The sequence below is a fragment of the Streptomyces xanthophaeus genome (genome assembly GCF_030440515.1).
GTDB lineage: Bacteria > Actinomycetota > Actinomycetes > Streptomycetales > Streptomycetaceae > Streptomyces > Streptomyces kutzneri.
In genome coordinates, this window is record NZ_CP076543.1 from 742,735 (window position 1) to 759,693 (window position 16,959).

Annotated in this window: 16 protein-coding genes and 1 pseudogene; 9 read left to right on the plus strand and 8 right to left on the minus strand. The window is 70.5% G+C overall.

Annotated features, from left to right (window positions below; translation table 11 throughout):
• Positions 1-6 precede the first annotated feature (6 nt).
• Positions 7-402, minus strand: a complete 396-nt coding sequence (locus KO717_RS03335) for a peptidoglycan-binding domain-containing protein (RefSeq protein ID WP_301364353.1) — start codon at positions 400-402, stop codon at positions 7-9.
• A gap of 270 nt (positions 403-672) precedes the next feature.
• On the opposite strand from KO717_RS03335, the gene KO717_RS03340 reads away from it, so the two are divergent.
• Positions 673-1,113: a hypothetical protein gene (locus tag KO717_RS03340; protein ID WP_301364354.1), complete on the plus strand. Its 441-nt coding sequence runs from the start codon at positions 673-675 to the stop codon at positions 1,111-1,113.
• 38 nt (positions 1,114-1,151) lie between these two features.
• Positions 1,152-1,724, plus strand: a complete 573-nt coding sequence (locus KO717_RS03345) for a YceI family protein (protein ID WP_301364355.1) — start codon at positions 1,152-1,154, stop codon at positions 1,722-1,724.
• Between the two features lie 96 nt (positions 1,725-1,820).
• Here the strand turns inward: KO717_RS03345 and KO717_RS03350 are convergent, their stop codons facing one another.
• Positions 1,821-3,068 (minus strand): cytochrome P450, encoded by a 1,248-nt coding sequence (locus KO717_RS03350; RefSeq protein WP_301364356.1) that lies wholly within the window; start codon positions 3,066-3,068, stop codon positions 1,821-1,823.
• 304 nt (positions 3,069-3,372) lie between these two features.
• On the opposite strand from KO717_RS03350, the gene KO717_RS03355 reads away from it, so the two are divergent.
• Positions 3,373-4,926, plus strand: a complete 1,554-nt coding sequence (locus tag KO717_RS03355; RefSeq protein WP_301364357.1) for a hypothetical protein — start codon at positions 3,373-3,375, stop codon at positions 4,924-4,926.
• 296 nt (positions 4,927-5,222) lie between these two features.
• Positions 5,223-6,593, plus strand: coding sequence for a hypothetical protein (locus KO717_RS03360; RefSeq protein WP_301364358.1), 1,371 nt, complete (start codon positions 5,223-5,225; stop codon positions 6,591-6,593).
• 170 nt (positions 6,594-6,763) lie between these two features.
• Here KO717_RS03360 and KO717_RS03365 read toward each other — a convergent pair whose 3' ends face one another.
• The 3 genes from KO717_RS03365 to KO717_RS03375 form a co-directional block, all read right to left on the minus strand.
• Positions 6,764-7,879: a hypothetical protein gene (locus KO717_RS03365; protein ID WP_301364359.1), complete on the minus strand. Its 1,116-nt coding sequence runs from the start codon at positions 7,877-7,879 to the stop codon at positions 6,764-6,766.
• A gap of 41 nt (positions 7,880-7,920) precedes the next feature.
• Positions 7,921-8,160 carry a hypothetical protein gene (locus tag KO717_RS03370; RefSeq protein WP_301364360.1) on the minus strand — a complete coding sequence of 80 codons (240 nt, stop codon included), beginning with the start codon at positions 8,158-8,160 and terminating at the stop codon, positions 7,921-7,923.
• Positions 8,161-9,009: 849 nt separating this feature from the next.
• Positions 9,010-9,663 carry a hypothetical protein gene (locus tag KO717_RS03375; protein ID WP_301364361.1) on the minus strand — a complete coding sequence of 218 codons (654 nt, stop codon included), beginning with the start codon at positions 9,661-9,663 and terminating at the stop codon, positions 9,010-9,012.
• Positions 9,664-9,892: 229 nt separating this feature from the next.
• On the opposite strand from KO717_RS03375, the gene KO717_RS03380 reads away from it, so the two are divergent.
• From KO717_RS03380 to KO717_RS03390, 3 genes are all read left to right on the plus strand, one after another.
• Positions 9,893-10,546, plus strand: coding sequence for a TetR/AcrR family transcriptional regulator (locus KO717_RS03380; RefSeq protein WP_301364362.1), 654 nt, complete (start codon positions 9,893-9,895; stop codon positions 10,544-10,546).
• 108 nt (positions 10,547-10,654) lie between these two features.
• A complete protein-coding gene (locus KO717_RS03385; RefSeq protein ID WP_301364363.1) occupies positions 10,655-11,017 on the plus strand; it encodes a hypothetical protein in 363 nt (120 codons plus the stop codon).
• 342 nt (positions 11,018-11,359) lie between these two features.
• Positions 11,360-11,566: a hypothetical protein gene (locus tag KO717_RS03390; protein WP_301364364.1), complete on the plus strand. Its 207-nt coding sequence runs from the start codon at positions 11,360-11,362 to the stop codon at positions 11,564-11,566.
• A gap of 66 nt (positions 11,567-11,632) precedes the next feature.
• On the opposite strand, the gene KO717_RS03395 is transcribed toward KO717_RS03390, so the two are convergent.
• Positions 11,633-12,061 (minus strand): MarR family winged helix-turn-helix transcriptional regulator, encoded by a 429-nt coding sequence (locus tag KO717_RS03395; protein ID WP_301374354.1) that lies wholly within the window; start codon positions 12,059-12,061, stop codon positions 11,633-11,635.
• A gap of 186 nt (positions 12,062-12,247) precedes the next feature.
• Here KO717_RS03395 and KO717_RS03400 point away from each other — a divergent pair, with 186 nt between their 5' ends.
• A complete protein-coding gene (locus KO717_RS03400) occupies positions 12,248-13,378 on the plus strand; it encodes an NADH:flavin oxidoreductase (protein ID WP_301364365.1) in 1,131 nt (376 codons plus the stop codon).
• Positions 13,379-13,491: 113 nt separating this feature from the next.
• Here the strand turns inward: KO717_RS03400 and gyrB are convergent.
• Positions 13,492-15,508, minus strand: a pseudogene (gene gyrB, locus KO717_RS03405) (DNA topoisomerase (ATP-hydrolyzing) subunit B).
• Between the two features lie 617 nt (positions 15,509-16,125).
• Between gyrB and KO717_RS03410 the strand changes: the two are divergent.
• A complete protein-coding gene (locus tag KO717_RS03410; RefSeq protein ID WP_301364366.1) occupies positions 16,126-16,611 on the plus strand; it encodes a hypothetical protein in 486 nt (161 codons plus the stop codon).
• Between the two features lie 157 nt (positions 16,612-16,768).
• Here KO717_RS03410 and KO717_RS03415 read toward each other — a convergent pair whose 3' ends face one another.
• Entirely contained in the window at positions 16,769-16,894 is a 126-nt protein-coding gene (locus KO717_RS03415; RefSeq protein ID WP_301364367.1) for an ALQxL family class IV lanthipeptide, read from the minus strand.
• Positions 16,895-16,959 lie beyond the last annotated feature (65 nt).

Below are 16,959 nucleotides of genomic sequence, written 5' to 3' on the forward strand. Positions count from 1 at the left end.
TGTCTCCTAGTAGCCGGCGGGGGTGGGGATGTACGAGTAGCAGTAGCCGTTACGGCCCTGGTACGGGTCGTAGGCGTCATTCGTCAGCAGCGCGTAGCCGGTCTGCGGGCCCACGACACCGTCCGGCTTCACGCTGAACGCCTCCTGGAACTGCTGCAGGGCCCGCTTGGTCTGAGGCCCCCAGATGCCGTCCTCGTCGATCCGCGGGGAACCGGGGCCCCAGCCCTCGTACCAGTTGTTGATGATCTCCTGGACACACCACACGCCATGGGTGTTGTTCCGGTAACCGTCGCCGATGTACGAGGCGCTGGTGGAGGCGTTCGCGGTGCCGCCCATCACGGTGGCGGCCAGTGCGGTCGCCGCCGTCACGAGAGCGGTCCGGCGGGCAAGAGTCCTCGGCATGAGATTCCTTCCAGGTCATGGTCACGAGCTGTCCGCCGCCGTCCCCGGCGTTCGGACCTCGCTGTGCATCGTGTCCGGCCGCCACAACGAGCCACCAACACGGCTCCGACCGCCGTGTTGGACACCGGGGGCAACCTGGTCGAGGAGGTCATGCTGCCGGCGAGCACGGCCGCGCCGCGGCGTTCGCCGGCCGGGGATGCCCGACCCCCGGTTGACATGCTTCGAGGGGGTGGCAGGGTGGTACGTGGGGTACATGTTGGGAGGTTCCGCATGCTATCCGCTTCGGCACGGTGTGCTGCCGCGCGACAATTTCCGCTGCGGCTGACGACCGGCGCGTTCTTCCTGAACTCCGGGATCTCGAAGCTCGGTGCGGACGAGGCCACGGCCGAGGGACTGCAGCAGTTCGCCGCCATGACCTACCCGTTCCTGGCGAAGCCGGACGCGCAGAAGTTCGCCAAGCTGCTCTCCGCCGGGGAGCTCGCCATCGCCGCCACGCTGCTCGTACCGTTCGTCCCCGCCGCTGTCGCCGGGGCCGCGCTGACCGCGTTCTCCGTCGGCACCCTCGGGCTCTACCTGCGGACGCCGGGGATGCGGGAGGAAGGCAGCCTGCGCCCGACCGAGCAGGGAATCACCCTGGCCAAGGACCTCTGGCTGCTGGGCGTCGGCGTCGCTCTCGTGGCCGAGGGAGTGACCGAACACGAACACCGGTGAAGCTCGGGCACCGGTGAAGAGGTAGGTCAGGGGTGCGTATGGTCGTGACCACATGGTTCTTCGAACCCGGCCACACCGCGGCGGAGTTCCGGGCCAGGCACATGATGGTCACCTACGTGCGCGGACAGCTCAAGAACGTGCACGGCTCGCTGGTGGTCGATCCCGACCGGCCGGAGGAGGCTCGCGTCGAGGCGACGATCGACGCGACCCAGGTGTACACCGGTCAGCCCCAGCGCGACGCCCACCTCCGCAGTGCCGATTTCTTCGACGTCGAGCACCACCCGACGTGGACGTTCGCCGGGTCGCGCGTCCACCAGGTGAGCGGAACCGAGTTCGAGGTCACCGGAGATCTCACGGTACGCGGCGTGACGCGCCCCGTGACGTTCGACGTCACCTACCTGGGGCAGTGGGACACCCCTTGGTGGGAGGAGGGGCGGAACCTCGGCCCCCGGCGACGCGCCGGATTCGTCGCCACGGCGCGCATCGACCGGCATGAGTTCGGGGTGAGCTGGAACGATGTGGTCGACCGCGGCGGAGTGGTCGTCAGCCCCATGGTCGACGTCACGGTCGACGTCGAGGCCGTCCTCGACCCCGGCGCAACGGCCACCTGAGCGGGTGGGGGTGCGCCGGGGTCCGTGCGCCGGGTCCGTGCGCCGGGTCCGTGCGCCGGGTCCGTGCGCCGGGTCCGTGCGCCGGGTCCCCCGGCGTCAGGGGCGGATGCCGTCGCAGGCGATCGGCAGGTGGCGGGGGCCGCGGAGCACCGCGTTCTGGCGGTACGGGGGCGGGTCCTCCAGCAGCCGCGGGTTCTCCAGTCGGCGGGCCAGCTCGCTGAGGGCCAGCTGGGCCTCCATGCGCGCCAGCGGGGCGCCGAAGCAGCTGTGGATGCCGCTGCCGAGGCCGAGGTGCTGGATGTCCCCGCGGTCGGGGTCGAAGCGGTCCGGGTGCTCGAACCGCTTCGGGTCGCGGTTCCCGGAGGCCAGGATGAGCGAAACCGTGGCCCCCTTGGGGATGTTCACCCCCGCCATCTCGATGTCGTCGAGCGTGCTGCGCCGCGGCAGGAGCTGCACGGGCGGTTCGTAACGCAGCAGTTCCTCGACGATCGGTACGGACAGCTGCGGGTCCTCGCGAAGCCGCTGGAGGACGTCCGGGTGGCGCAGGAGGGTCAGCATGCCGTTCGTGATCAGGTTGACCGTGGTCTCGTGGCCCGCGATCAGCAGCAGCGCCGCGGTGCTGATGGCCTCCAGCGCGCTCATGGACCCGTCCGCCTCCTCGGTGGCGGCCGCCAGCTGGGACAGCATGTCCTCGCCCGGGTCCTTGCGGCGCTCCTCGATCAGCCCGGCCAGGTACATGCCGAGCTCCATCTGTGCGTCGGCGGCGGCCTTCGGCTTCTCGCCGGGGGCGGCGTCGGGATCGGGGTCCAGGCTGGCGGCGAGGGTGTCGGCCCAGCCGTGGAAGCGGGGCTCGTCCTCGTGCGGCACACCGAGCAGTCGGCAGATCACCGTCACCGGGAAGGGGTAGGAGAACTGGTCGACCAGGTCGATCCGTTCCGGGGACCCCGCGTCGACGATGCCTTCGATGAGGCCCGAGACGATGCCGGCCAGCTCGCCGCGCATGTCGTGGACCTTGTGCGGCGAGTGCGGCGGCCCGAACGGCCGGTTCGTGATGCGGCGCAGCCGGTCGTGGTCGGGCGGGTCGAGCTTGATGAACACCGGGGGCAGCGCCGAGTCGTCCCCGTCCTCCTGCGCCAGCGGGTCGCTCGACGGCAGTGTCAGGTTGCGGGGGTCGGAGCTGAGGCGCGGATCGTGCAGCAGGCTCTGTATCTCGTAGTACGTGCTGACGACGTACGGCCCGTCCGCGTCGTGGAACACCGGCGTTTTGCGCAGCTCCTCGTACAGCGGGTAGGGATCGGCGCGGTTGGAGTAGTCGATGATCTGCCGGAGCATGGCTTGGCTCATGATGTGTCCTCGCACGGCTCGCGGGATCGGCGGATCGTTCGTGTGCGGTCCGCCGTCGTCGTCGTTCCGACACCGGTCGCCGGCCGACTCCGGCTCCCCGGTTTCCCCAGCATGCACGGAGGCCCCGGCGACCGCCTGCGGGACGACGAAACCGCAGGTCAAGGCCCCCACGCCCAGGGCGTGAAGCCATCGTTCGGGGCGCGATACCGCGCCTCCCGCCCCCTCGACAGCCCGTCGGCCGCTGCCGCATCATCATTCTTGCACTAGCAGTGCAATGATTCCGGCGGGAAGGAAAGGTCTACGCATGCGTACGTTCCTCCGTGTCCTGGCTGTCCTGGTGGCAGCCGCCGTGTTACCGCCCCTCACCGCCGCGGCCCCGGCCGGAGCGGTGACCCTGCCCGCCCTGTCCATACCCGGGGATCCGCGCGGAGCCGGACTGGACCCGTTCACCGGTCACGCCGTCGTACCTCGGCCGGTCGCCGTCCCCCCGGTCCCGCAGCACCCGTTCATGGCCGCCAACGGCTCCAGCAACCTGCACGGCGACGCCTACCAGAGCGACACGTACACAGGCCCCGGCCCCACCGGCCGCGATCTCGCCGTACGCAGCAGGCTCCAGGGCGGGCTCTGCGGCTCGGTCACCTTCGACTCCACGGGCCGGATCGTGACCGTCTGCATGACCCCCGGGCTCTCTCCTCGGCTGATGCTGCTCGATCCGCACGACCTCGCAGCGGTTTCCTCCCTCACCCTGCCCGGGACGGCGGGCACCAGCCCCACGGAAGTCTCGGGAGGCGGCTACTTCTACCTCGATCAGCTCGACCGGGCCGTCGTCCCCACGAAGGACGGCACCATCCAGGTCGTGGCCGTCCGGGGCGACGCGCTCGTGACGGAGGCGCGTTACGACCTCAAGGCGGTGGTCGGCACCAGCGGCATCGTGTCCGTCCTCCCCGACTGGTCGGGGAGGATGTGGTTCGTCACCGGTAGCGGTGTCGTCGGCGTCCTCGATCCGGCCACCGGCGCGGTCTCCACCCACGTGCTGCGGGGGGAGGCGATCGCCAACAGCATCGCGGTCGACGAGTCCGGCGGCGTGTTCGTCGTCAGCGACCACGCCCTCTACCGCTTCGACGCGCCGGTCGGAGGCCGGCCCGCCGTCACCTGGCGGGCCCCGTACGACAGGGGCTCGCGGCAGAAGCCCGGCCAGCTCAGCCAGGGCAGCGGGACCACTCCCACGCTCATCGGCCCGGCATCCGGCCCGGGCGGAGGGTACGTCGCCATCACCGACAACGCCGACCCCCGGATGAAGGTGCTCGTGATGGAGCGCGGGAGGACCGGGCCCGCGAAGGTGTGCGAACAGCCGGTCTTCGCCCCGGGCAGGAGCGCCGACGAGAACAGCCTCGTCGCCGTGGGCGGTGACCTCGTCGTGGAGAACAACTACGGGTACGTCGTCGGAGAACACGCCCTCCTGAAGGGAATGCTCGGGGGGCGCCAGGTCGACACGGAACCCGGCCTGGCCCGGGTCCACGTCGACTACGCCACCCGTACCTGTTCCCTGGCCTGGTCCGACAGCAGCGAACGGGTTCCCAGCGTCGTCAGCAAGGTCTCCCTCGCGACGGGCCTCCTGTACACCTTCACGCACCCCACCGCCGACGAACTGCGCTCCGCCCACCGGACGGGCACCGCCGCGATGCCCGACGCCTGGTACCTCACGGCGTTGGACGTACGGACCGGCGAGCGGGTGTGGAGCCGGCTGGTCGGCGCCGGGCCCCTGTTCAACAACCACTACGCGCCGGTGACCCTGGGAAGCGACGGCTCCGCCTATGTCGGCGTGGTCGGCGGCCTCGTCCGGATCAAGGACTCCTGACCCGGACGGCGGGCCGTCCGACGCGGCACCCGACGCGGCACCCGTCCCGGTGCCCGACCCGCCGTACGGGTCTGCGGCTGGGCCCGGACGTGTGACAGACCGCGGCCACGCTGCGGTACGGGGCATGAACCGCGCCCCGGACGGTTACCCCTTCCCCGGGTCCCAGCCTCCTCGGCGCAGGAGCGCGGCAGAGCCTGACGGCATCGCGCCGGTCCGCGTACCGCACCACGGACGGCTCCACGAACGGCTTCACGAAAGGCACGACGATGAGACGGCGCAGCACGCGTCACCGGGGAATGAGCTCCCTTGTCACCCTTGCCCTGACCGGCGCGGCAACGGCGACCGCCGTGGTCCCCGCCCACGCGGTCACCGTGCCGTGCGACACCGCGGCCTTGATCACCGCGATCAACGACGCCAACGCGAACATCGATACGGTCCTCGACCTGGAGCCGTATTGCCTCTACGAGGTCTCGGTCGCCAACGTGACCGACACCGGGCTTCCACCCATCACCAACAACACCGCCGGCGTGACCATCAACGGTCACAACGCGACCATCAAGCGTGTCGGCGTCGCATCCTTCCGCCTGTTCGAGGTCGGCACCTCCTCGGCCGTCCCGGGCAAGCTGACACTCAACGACCTGACCGTCATGAACGGGCAGCCCTCCAACTCCATCGGCGGCGGCAACGTGCTGGTCAGGGAGAACAGCACGTTCACGGGAGCCAACGTCTCCTTCCAGGGGGCAACGGCGAACCTCGGCGGCGGCATCAGGTTCCGGTCCAACACGACGGGAACCCTGACCGACAGCCGCATCTCGGACAACCAGACCACCGGTGGGGCGAGCGGCGGGGGCGGGCTGCAGTCCGACGGGCAGCTCACCCTCACCAACACCGACATCACGAGCAACCGTGCGCGTGTCGGCGGCGGTATCGGGCACAGCGCCGGGACGCTCACCGTCAACGGCGGCAGCATCAAGCACAACACCGCCTTCGACGTCGGCGGCGGCATCTCCTCCGACGGAAACGGGACCCTGAACATGACAGGGACCACCGTCACCGACAACCGCGTCACCACCGGCGGTCTCGGCTCGGGCTCCGGCGGCGGGGTGTACATCGGGTTCAGCGGCAACCGGACCTTCACCGACTCCGTCATCGAGGGGAACACGCTGACCGTCCAAGCCGCGGACGACGGCGGAGGCGGCATCTCCGTGCACGGCGGAACGCTCACGCTGGACAACACCAAGGTGAAGGGGAACAAGCTCATCGGAGAGGCCGGTCACGGGGCCGGAATCAACGCGCGGGGAGGCACCTTGAACCTCCTGAACGCCTCGGACGTGACGGAGAACCTGGCCGCCGGCCGCTACTCGCTGGGCGGCGGGATCTACACGGCCACCCTCGCCAGCACCCCGGCGGTGAACGTGGACGGCTCCGCCATCGACCGCAACAAGGTCTCCGGCACCGGTTCACGAGCCGGCGGCATCTACAACGCGTCCGGCACCTACAACCTGACCGACGCCTCGGTCCAGTTCAACGTCGCGCCGGACGCCCCCGCGCCTGGCGGCATCTGGACGAGCACCGCGATCACCTCGGTCACGACCACCACGATCGCCAACAACACCCCGACGAACTGCCTCTACAGCCCGGCAGCCGTGACGTCCTGCGTCGGCTGACCTCCCCTCGCCAACGCCCTGCGGCCCCGCCCCGGAAGGGGGGCGGGGCCGCAGGGCGTTTCGTGCGTCCAACGCTGCGTCGCGGGAACCGGGATCGTCCCCACAGCAGGGCACGGCCGGCGAAGGGAGCCCCGGGGCACGGGGCGCGCCTTCACCGGCCGCGCCGGCTGTCAGCTGCCCGAACCGACGAACGTCACGTAGACGGCGCCGTTCTCACCGCTGTTGCCGTTGGAGATCACCGGGACGCTGGAGGCCGTGTCGGTGTTCGCCACCGCCCAGCTGCCGCCACCGCCTCCGCCGCCACCGGTGATGGCTTCACCGCCGCCGCCACCGCCACCGCCGCCACCCCAGCCGCCGCCGCCACCGCCGCCGCTGCCGTAGTTGGTGCTGTTGGTCCGCCACTCGCCCTCGCCGCCCTGTCCGGCATTGCCGAAGAAGAGGGAGGAGTTGTTCGTCCACGCCGCACCGGCGTTGGGCCCGTTGCCGGTGTGGACCGGGCCGCCCAGACCGCCGATGCCGTCGATGCCGCTGCTCCCGGCCTTGTGGTCCACCCCGGAGCCGCCACGGCCGCCTGAACCGCCGGTACCGTTGCTGCCGCCGCTGCCGCCCGCACCGGTACGCGTCAGGGTGCCGGTGGTCGCCTTGCCGTCGCTGCCCGCGGATCCGGCCGAGATGATCTGACCCGAGACCGCGGTGCCGCCGTTGCCGCCGGCGCCGCCGTCGCCGTTGGCATTGCCCTCGCCACCACCGCCGCCACCGCCGGCGTCGGCGAGCAGCGTGGTCGTGGTGCACGAGCCGTAGCCCGCGATGCACGGGTTCTGCGTGGTGAGGTCCACGCCGGAGACCAGGGTGGAGGCGCCGCCGCGGCCGCCGGCGGACGTCGCGCCGAGTTGGCCGACGTAGTAGTACAGGGTCTGTCCGAACGCGTTCTGGAAGCTCGCGATCGACGTGACGGTCTGCGCCTTGCCACCGTAGCCGCCGTCACCGCCACGGTAGAGGCCGCCGCCGTTGGTGCCGTACCGTCCGGCGCCGCCGTACGCCGTCACGACCATGGGCGTGGTCGTGGCCAGCGGGGTCCCCGTCGCGTTCTGCGCCGCCGCCAGCAGGGCGGTGGTGTCGTACGAGGAGAGGCCGTCCGGCAGTTGGCAGGACACCACGCCGGACTGGATCTCGCCGCACGAGATGTCGGTCGTCGTCGCCGAGGCGGTCGGTGCGGAGAGTGCCAGGACGGAGACCAGGCATGCGCCGGTCCCCAGGGCCTTGACGACCCTTTCCGATCTGAGCATGAAATTCCCTTCAGGGGCGGGCGGATGGGCCCGGCGTGCGGTCACGGCGCGCATTGTGCGACGGCCGCCACGGTGGCGGAGGTCGTTGTCGAGGGGTTCAGGACGGTGACGGTCCAGGTGTTGGGAGTCGCCGCCCGTGAGGTCAGCAGGACCTGCAGCGAGCCGCTCATGAGGTACCCACCGCTCACGAGGGTGCTCCCCGCCGGGCAGGTGGCGAACACGGTGGCCTCATTGCCGGGGGCCACGGTGATGGGGTCACCGACGGTCTCGGTGGTGGCCACGGGCCCGGGCGGACCCGAGGGTCCGGTGGAGCCCGCAGGACCGCTGGGACCGGGAGGACCCGAAGGCCCGGTGGAGCCCGCAGGACCACTGGGACCGGGAGGACCCGAAGGCCCGGTGGAACCCGCAGGACCACTGGGACCCGGCGAACCGCTGGGCCCCGGAGGACCCGAAGGACCGGGAGGACCCGAAGGGCCGGTGGGTCCGACCGGGCCCGGCGGGCCGCTGGGACCGGGACGCTTGTGCCCGTCGTGGTCCCCGTGGTGCGGCGGTCCGTCCTCGTTGTCCTCGTGCCGCGGCGGGCCGTCCTCGCGGTGCGGTGGCGGCCGGTCGTGCGAAGGTCCCGACAGATAGGGTCCGCAGTTCACCCAGGACGGACAGAGCCCGTTCGGATCGGGGTCCGCCTGCGCCACGGCCGAGGGCCGCGCCACCTGCACCGGGGACGATGCCGCGGTACCCGCGAGCCCGGCCGCAGCCACGGTGAACACTGCGAAAGCCCCGCAGACTTGGGGGATCCGCCGACCGGGCAAGGGCCCCGAACGGCCTCTCCGAGGGAGATCAGAGCGCATCAAGGAGCTTCTGCTTTCTAGGGGGAAGGGGAGAGCGGGTCGCGCCATCGTTACCCTCTGGGGGCTCTTCCGCGTCCGTTCTGCTCCCTTTTGAGTGACTGTCATACGGCGCCCGGCCTAGGCGGCCGGGGAAGACCCGCCACTGCTCAGAGCAGCGCCGGTTCCTCGCCGCGCGACCTGCCGGGGCCCGGCTTCGCGGGTCCCCGCAGGCTCCGTGGCGCCTGCACGTCGGTCGTGCAGGCGCCACGGAACACCGTCGTTCCAGGGCGCTGCCGTACCGGGTCAGGCCTCGGGAGACTTCTCCGGCGCGTCCTCGCGCGAGTCCTCGCGCGCGTCCTCGTGGGGCTTCTTGTCCGACTCCTCGTGGGGCTTCGTCTCCGGCTCCTCGTACGGACCCTGACCGTGCTCCTCGTACGGGCCCTGACCGTGCTCCTCGGCCGGCCGGTGACCGGGCTTGTGGTGCCCGCCGAACTCGGCCGCGACCACCCTGAAGGGGATGGACTGCCACAGCTGGGAGCTGTGCCCGGCGAGCTCCAGGCGGTACTCGCCCCGGAGGTGGTGGTAACGGCCGTGCCGCTCGGGGACCCTGACTGTGCCGGAGACCTCTCCGTCACCGTTCGCGAGGAGAATCGCGAGGGTGACGATGCGCCTGCCGGCGCGCAGGTCGCCGTTGCCGTCGGATCCCTCCACGGTGCGCGTTTCATCGGCCCGGCCTTCCGGGATCAGCCGTACGTACACCTCCTCGTTCGGCCAGTAGCGGCTGGCGGACACGGTGAAACTCTCGCCGTGTGCCACCGTGCTGCGGTCGACGGTGATGGTGGAGTAGGGGGCCGGGTTGACCGCGGCCGGCGGCGCTGCCGACGCTACGGCCGGGCCCGCGCTCAGGACGGCGGCTCCGGCCGCCAGCGCGACGAGCCATCGCGGGTTTCTGGGCATGGTGGGGTGGTCTCCTTCGGAAGCGGAGGGCACGCCGGGCTGTTCTTCGAACACCGGCCCGCGATTCGTAGACGCGTACGCACCGAACCAAACAGGCGCGCCACGCAGCTCCCCGGGACGGTCGCGGTCTGCCACCCGTACGGTCGGCACCTGAAGGGCGTCCGCGCGCTGCCGGGGGTGCGCCGGATCGTTTGCGACAATGGCACCCAGCGAAGTGGGGAGGGGCGCCGTGAACCAGTCGGCCCGACGGCCGCGGTCCGAAGACCGCGCCACGGACGGTCGCGCCGCCGACGGCCGCGCCGAGCGCGGCCGCCAGTCCCGGGTGAAGATCGCCGAAGCCGTACTGTCCCTGCTCGACGACGGGGAGTCCAGCTTTCCCGCCGAGCGGGTGGCCGAGCGCGCGGGCGTGTCCAGGCGCCTGGTGTTCCATCACTTCGCCGACATGTCCGAGCTGGTGGAGACGGCCATCACCCGCCGGCTGGAGCAGCTGATCGAGCAGATCAGACCGCTTCCGACCTCCGGTCCACGCGACACCCGGGTCGCGGCCCTGACGGAACAGCGGGCCCGGATCCTGGAGTGGATCACACCGGCCCAGCTGACCCTGCTGCGCCTGGAGGCCCCGGGGGGCCGCGTTGCCGAGGTCACCCGAGAGGTGCTGGACCTCGCCCGGGCGCGACTGGCCGAGATCTTCGCGGAGGAACTCGAACGCCTGCCCGCCGCACGCGGGACCGAAGTCCTCTACGGGCTCGACGCGGTGACGACCTGGGGCGCCTGGTACCACTGGCGCAGCAGCGGCCTGAGCGCCGAGGCGGCGGCCAGCACCATGGAGACGGCCGTACACGCCCTGCTCGCGACCACCGACCGGCCCCGCTCCGGCGACTAGGACCTGTCCGATGGGTCGTGCGAGCCGATCAGGGCCGTGGGCCGTGGCCTGGTGTTCGATGGACGAAGGGGGCACATGTCAGGCGATACAGCCGAAGCAGGGACGGGGATGAAGGGGATCACGTTTCCTGCCTGGCACGGAAAGCACTACGTGACCCTGGCTGAGCTACTGGTTCGCCTCGGCAGCTTCGGCCTGAACCTGACGTGGCGCGTCGAATTCGACGAGATCGTCGATCCTCGCTGCGCCGAGATGGAGAGCAGGTCCGCCGGCGCCGGCATGGACACGTTGACACTGTTGTCGTTGACGACTCCCTTCCTCCAGTTGATCGACGCCGAAGCGCGTGGGTTCGCCGAGGACGAGCTGGTGCTCGTCCTGACCGAGTTCGACAGCTCCTTGTGGGACGTCAGGGCTGTCGACGAGCGCGTACTCAGCGAACTCCGCCGCCACTACCCGGGTGCCAAGGACCTCTGAACGGGGCGCCTTGCTCCGGACGGAGCCATCGGCGGATCGCGGCCACGGTGACCGTGCCGTAGTGCCGGCTCGCGACCGGCCCGTCGGTCTGGACCACCACTCCGACCCGATGCCACACGGGGGCCGTCCCCGCAGCCTGTCGTATTCCGTCCACCGCTCGCCATGTCCATGCGCGGGAGCCTGGGGGCACACCCCTCAGGGCACCGCCCGCCGGCGGGCCGGCGGAGTCGAGCTGCGGGCCTCATGGGGAGCGCCCATGCTGAGTAGGAGGGCGCCCTCGTCCTGAGACTCGTCCCCTCCCGAAGGCCGAACGGCGGAGGCGCCTGCGAGGAGGAGGAAGCCATGCGCATGCGAAGAATCCTGGGCCTCGTCCTGGCCGCGGCGACCCTTGCCTGCATGAGCGCCGTCGGCGCCGTCGGCGCTGCGGCCGCCTCGTCTCCGAACATCACCAGGGACGAGTGCACGGCCGCGGGCGGCCAGGTCGCGTCACAGCCCTACGCCGGATACACCTGCGTGCTGCCTGACGGGACCAAGCAGCCGATCACGTGACCGTGTCCCGGCGCCGGCCGTGAACGGTGGGCAACCGGTCCGGCCGGTGCGCTCTGCGCGGCGCGGTCACGCCTCCGCTTCCTCCGCGCGCGGCCAGTAGCGTCCTTCGAGGGCCTCGGCGCTGCGGTTGAGCCGGACCAGGACGTCCGCCAGCTCCCCCACTTCCTCAGGGGACCAGTCGGCAACCACCCGGGCCAGGCAGGACCGGTTGATCTCACGGTCTTCGGCGAGCCGACGCCCGCCTTCAACGGTGATGCACAGCTTGCGCGCCATACCGCCGTCCGGGTCCGCGACGCGTTCGGCCAGTCCGCAGCGCAGCAGCGCGGCAGTCTGGCGGTTCACGGTCGAGGTGTCGAGCCCGAAGGCCTCCGCCAACTGCCCGATGGACATGGGGCCTTGTGTGTCGATCCGGCTGAGCAGCAGGTAGGCCGAGCGCTCCAGGCGTTCGGGGTCGCGCTCGCGCCGGGCCAGCACCTGGTGCCGCGAGAGCAGCATCAGCTCCCGCTCGAGTTTGTCCAGCACTGCGCCTCCTGCTCCTTCCGGCGCTCCATTATCGCGGACCCGCGGCCCCGGGGACCGGCAGACCCCTGCCTGGCAGCAATATGCATGATACATATCATGTGTACTATGCACTTCTCGTTGTCACCCCGACGAGCCACAGCCTCAACCCGAAGGACCCGCATGACCGTCACCACGTCCACCGCCTCCCGCGCGGCCGAGCTCCTGTCCCGGCCCCTCAAGCTGAACGGCCTGACCGTCCCCAACCGCATCGCGATGGCGCCGATGACGCGGATGTTCTCCCCCGGCGGCGTGCCCGGCGAGGACGTGCAGGCGTACTACGCCAGCCGGGCCGCCGCGGGTGTGGGCCTGATCGTCACCGAGGGCACCTACGTCGGTCACGACTCCGCCGGGCAGAGCGACCGGGTGCCGCGGTTCCACGGCGAGGAGCAGCTGGCGGGGTGGGCGAAGGTCGCCGCGGCCGTGCACGAGGCGGGCGGCACGATCGTGCCTCAGCTGTGGCACATAGGCATGGTGCGCAAGCAGGGCGAGGCACCGTACGCCGACGCCCCCGCCGTCGGCCCCTCCGGAATCCGCGTCGACGGCACCGAGGGGACCGGCAAGGCGATGACCCGCGCCGACCTCGACGACGTCATCGGCGCCTTCGCCGACGCCGCCGCGGAGGCCGAGCGGATCGGCTTCGACGGCGTCGAACTGCACGGCGCCCACGGCTACCTGCTCGACCAGTTCCTGTGGGAGCGGACCAACCGCCGTACCGATGCCTACGGTGGCAGCGCCGTGGCCCGTACGAAGTTCGCCGCGGAGATCGTGGCCGCGGTCCGCGAGCGCGTCGCGGCCGACTTCCCGGTGATCTTCCGCTACTCGCAGTGGAAGCAGGAGGCCTACGACGCACGGCTCGCGCAGACCCCGGAGGAGCTGGAGGCGATCCTGGCCCCGCTGGCGGCGGCAGGTGTCGACGCGTTCCACGCCTCCACCCGGCGCTACTGGCTCCCGGAGTTCGAGGGCTCGGACCTGAACCTGGCGGGCTGGACCAAGAAGCTCACCGGCCGGCCGGCCATCACCGTCGGCTCGGTCGGCCTCGACGGCGACTTCATCCGGGCCTTCGCCGGCGAGGGCGCGGCCCTCGGCGACATCGACAACCTCCTGGACCGCATGGAACGCGACGAGTTCGACATGGTCGCCGTCGGCCGGGCGCTGCTCCAGGACCCGCAGTGGGCGGCGAAGGTCCTCGGCAACCGCTTCGACGAGCTGAAGCCGTACGACGCGGCGGCGCTCAGGTCGCTCAGCCGGTAGCCGAAGCCGTCCGGACGCCCCGTGACACCGGTCCGCCGAGTCACGGGGCGTCCGCGCCCACGCCGGTTCCACCGGCAAGGTGTTCACCACCGCCCGACGTCCACGGGGCAGGCTCAGATGTCGAGGAAGCGGACGTCCTTGGCGTTGCGCTGGATGAAGGAGCGTCGTGCTTCGACGTCCTCGCCCATGAGCACCGAGAACAGGTCGTCGGCCTGGGCCGCATCGTCGAGGGTGACCTGGCCGAGCACGCGGTGGTCCACGTCCATGGTCGTGACGCGCAGCTCCTCGGCGTTCATCTCGCCCAGACCCTTGAAGCGCTGGATCGAGTCTTCCTTGATCCGCTTGCCGTTCTGCTTGCCGAGCTCCACCAGCGCGTCGCGCTCGCGGTCCGAGTACGCGTACTCGAAGTCGTCCCGACCCCACTTGATCTTGTACAGCGGGGGACGCGACAGGTACACGTGACCGGCCTCGACCAGCGGCCGCATGAAGCGGAAGAGGAAGGTCAGCAGCAGGGTGTTGATGTGCTGGCCGTCGACGTCGGCGTCCGCCATCAGGATGATCTTGTGATAGCGGAGCTTCTCGATGTCGAAGTCCTCGTGCACACCGGTACCGAAAGCACTGATCAGCGCCTGGACCTCGGTGTTCTGCAGGATCTTGTCGATCCGGGCCTTCTCGACGTTCAGGATCTTGCCGCGGATCGGCAGGATGGCCTGGTACATCGGGTTGCGGCCGACTTCGCGGAGCCACCGGCCGAGTCACCCTCGACGATGAAGATCTCGCACTTGGTCGGATCGTTCGACTGGCAGTCCGACAGCTTGCCCGGCAGCGAGGCCGACTCCAGCAGGCCCTTGCGACGGGTCAGGTCACGGGCCTTGCGGGCCGCGACACGCGCCGTGGCCGCCTGGATCGACTTGCGGATGATGTCCGCCGCCTCGACCGGATTGCGGTCGAACCAGTCGTTCAGGTGCTCGTGGACGACCTTCTGCACGAAGGTCTTGCCTCCGTGTTGCCCAGCTTCGTCTTCGTCTGGCCCTCGAACTGCGGCTCACCCAGCTTGACCGAGATGATCGCCGTCAGACCCTCACGGATGTCCTCACCCGCAAGGTTGTCGTCCTTCTCCCGCAGCAGCTTCTTGTCCCGCGCGTAACGGTTGACGACCGTCGTCAGTGCGGTCCGGAAGCCCTCTTCATGGGTACCGCCGTCGTGGGTGTGGATCGTGTTCGCGTACGAGTACACGCTCTCGGTGTAGCGGCCGTTCCACTGCATCGCGATCTCCACGGACAGCAACCGTCCCGGGTCCTGCGCCTCCACGCCGATCACGCTCGGGTGTACCGGCTCGCCCTTGCGGCCGCCCAGGTGCCGGACGAAGTCCGTGATGCCCCCGTCATACCGGTACGACACCACCCGTGGTGACGCCTCGTCGTCACCCTCGGCCGCCGAGGCGGTGGCCCGCTCATCGGTGAGGGTCAAGGTGAGACCCTTGTTGAGGAAGGCCATCTCCTGGAAGCGCCGCGACAGGGTTTCGAAGGAGTACTCGGTCGTCTCGAATATGGCGTCGTCGGCCCAGAAGGTGATCGTGGTGCCGGTCCGGTCGGTCTCCTCGTGACGAGCGATCGGTCCGGTCGGCTCTCCGCGCCCGAAGCACTGGCTCCACCGGAACCCGTCCGCCAGGACCTCGGCCGTCAGGCGGGTGGACAGAGCGTTGACCACGGACAGGCCCACCCCGTGCAGACCGCCGGAGACGGCGTAGCCGCCGCCGCCGAACTTGCCGCCCGCGTGCAGGACCGTGAGCACCACCTCAAGCGCCGGCCGGCCCGTCCCCGGGTGCAGCCCGACCGGGATCCCGCGGCCGTTGTCGGTGACCCGTACTCCGCCGTCGGCCTGGATCGTCACGTCGATCCGGTCGGCGACACCGGCCATCGCCTCGTCCACGGAGTTGTCCACGATCTCCTGCACCAGGTGGTGCAGGCCCCGCGCCCCGGTCGAGCCGATGTACATGCCGGGACGTTTGCGGACCGCGTCCAGGCCGTCCAGAACCTGGATCGCACGCGCGTCGTAGGAGCCGGACGCGGGGGCCGCGTCGCTGGTCTCGGGGTGGGTACTGAGGGCCGGAATGCCGGATTCGGTCAAGGCGATGCTCACTTTCAGACACGACGAACTCCGCTGTCGCGCACGCGCACGACAGCGATGGGGACGCTGACTGGTGGGCCGCTCCAGGGCATGGCGAAGCACGCCCTCGGCCGTTGAAGTCCGGCCGCGCACCTCGCGACCGGACGACTCCACTGTACCGACCCACCCCACTCGAGATAGGGCAAGAGGGCGCCTGAACGGCGCTGTGCGGCGATATCATGAGGGGAGATTGATCCCCCCACGAAAGTTCCATCAGAAGGCCTCAGATCGGCCTTCGCGGGCTTTGCCGGGCTGCCTGAGCTGAGCGATCAAGGCACGAGTTCATCATCACGCTGCGATGCGGGCGGTCGGGCGGAGTGCGCAGCTGGTTGGCGTGCACACCGGTGGAAGCCCCGCCTGCGTCGCATGCGGCAGAGCGTGTGAAACTCCTGCAACAGCTGCCGTTTCCCGACCGACCGGGCAGCACCGTCACGGGGGTGGGGGCGTACATGAGCAGGACCGAGAACACCGTCGGAACCGAAACGGAAAGCGAAACCGGGCCAGAAGCCGCTCCCGTCGACGGGAGCGGCACCGAGAGAGGTGCCAGGAACGGAAAGAGACTCAGAGCAGCGGCCGTCGTGCTCGCCGGACTGGGGTTCATCGTCGGCGGTTCGCTGCTGGCTCCGGACCCGAAGCCTTCCGGGTGGGTGGCGGAGCCGGTCTCGTCGGGGCCCCCGTACTCCGGTCCGGGGCCGACGATCGAGCAGGTCACGGCGGACTTCGAGGCCGCGACCGGTACTGCCGGGCTGGGGCCGGCCGGCCCGCCCCTGTCGTCCATGGTGCCTGGATGCCTGGCACCCTGGGAATCCCACGAGCACGTGAGCGACCCGCGGTTGGCCGCGCTCGTGGACGACCTCACCGGCCGCCGATGGCAGCTCACCGGGCGATGGAAGAAGCCCCACACCGTCGCGTCTTCGCTCACCAAAGGCACATGGCGCCTCCTGGTGGTGCACGAGACGAGGCCCGGCGCGCGTGAGCGTCTCACGCTCCTGGCCACGGACAGCACTCCCGCCTGCGAGGAGGCGTTCAAGCAGGCGCAGGCCGCCGGCATCCAAGCCGTCTAGAACCGCTCCTTCGACGTGCGTACGGACCGGCGCTTTCGGCAACGGCTGATTACCGGTCGGTGCACGACTGACCCCCGCCTCGCGGGCGGGGGTCGGGCAGTCGGCTGCCGGACGGGGTGCCGGTCCGACCCGGATCAGCGGGTCGGTGTTCACCGGGTCATTCGTCGGCCGCCAGGGTGAAGGAGCAGGTGGACCAGCTGGTGCAGTCCCGCTCCGACAGTTCCTGCTCCTCCTCCTGCGGAAGCAGTTCCAGAGCGTTGAGGTCGGTCGTCGTCCCGTTCATCGTCTTGCCTCTCTCCTCGAACCTCTCGGGTCGCCTCGGCCCGACAGAAGGTCGATACCCCGACA

What these genes read in the sequence shown, in the direction of transcription:
- KO717_RS03360 (WP_301364358.1), top strand. Translation starts at nt 5,223, where the DNA reads ATGAGCTCCCTTGTCACCCTTGCCCTGACCGGCGCGGCAACGGCGACC.
- KO717_RS03340 (WP_301364354.1), top strand. Translation starts at nt 673, where the DNA reads ATGCTATCCGCTTCGGCACGGTGTGCTGCCGCGCGACAATTTCCGCTG.
- KO717_RS03400 (WP_301364365.1), top strand. Translation starts at nt 12,248, where the DNA reads ATGACCGTCACCACGTCCACCGCCTCCCGCGCGGCCGAGCTCCTGTCC.
- KO717_RS03345 (WP_301364355.1), top strand. Translation starts at nt 1,152, where the DNA reads ATGGTCGTGACCACATGGTTCTTCGAACCCGGCCACACCGCGGCGGAG.
- KO717_RS03355 (WP_301364357.1), top strand. Translation starts at nt 3,373, where the DNA reads ATGCGTACGTTCCTCCGTGTCCTGGCTGTCCTGGTGGCAGCCGCCGTG.
- KO717_RS03390 (WP_301364364.1), top strand. Translation starts at nt 11,360, where the DNA reads ATGCGCATGCGAAGAATCCTGGGCCTCGTCCTGGCCGCGGCGACCCTT.
- KO717_RS03385 (WP_301364363.1), top strand. Translation starts at nt 10,655, where the DNA reads ATGAAGGGGATCACGTTTCCTGCCTGGCACGGAAAGCACTACGTGACC.
- KO717_RS03375 (WP_301364361.1), bottom strand. Translation starts at nt 9,663, where the DNA reads ATGCCCAGAAACCCGCGATGGCTCGTCGCGCTGGCGGCCGGAGCCGCC.
- KO717_RS03350 (WP_301364356.1), bottom strand. Translation starts at nt 3,068, where the DNA reads ATGAGCCAAGCCATGCTCCGGCAGATCATCGACTACTCCAACCGCGCC.
- KO717_RS03395 (WP_301374354.1), bottom strand. Translation starts at nt 12,061, where the DNA reads ATGCTGCTCTCGCGGCACCAGGTGCTGGCCCGGCGCGAGCGCGACCCC.
- KO717_RS03335 (WP_301364353.1), bottom strand. Translation starts at nt 402, where the DNA reads ATGCCGAGGACTCTTGCCCGCCGGACCGCTCTCGTGACGGCGGCGACC.
- KO717_RS03415 (WP_301364367.1), bottom strand. Translation starts at nt 16,894, where the DNA reads ATGAACGGGACGACGACCGACCTCAACGCTCTGGAACTGCTTCCGCAG.
- KO717_RS03365 (WP_301364359.1), bottom strand. Translation starts at nt 7,879, where the DNA reads ATGCTCAGATCGGAAAGGGTCGTCAAGGCCCTGGGGACCGGCGCATGC.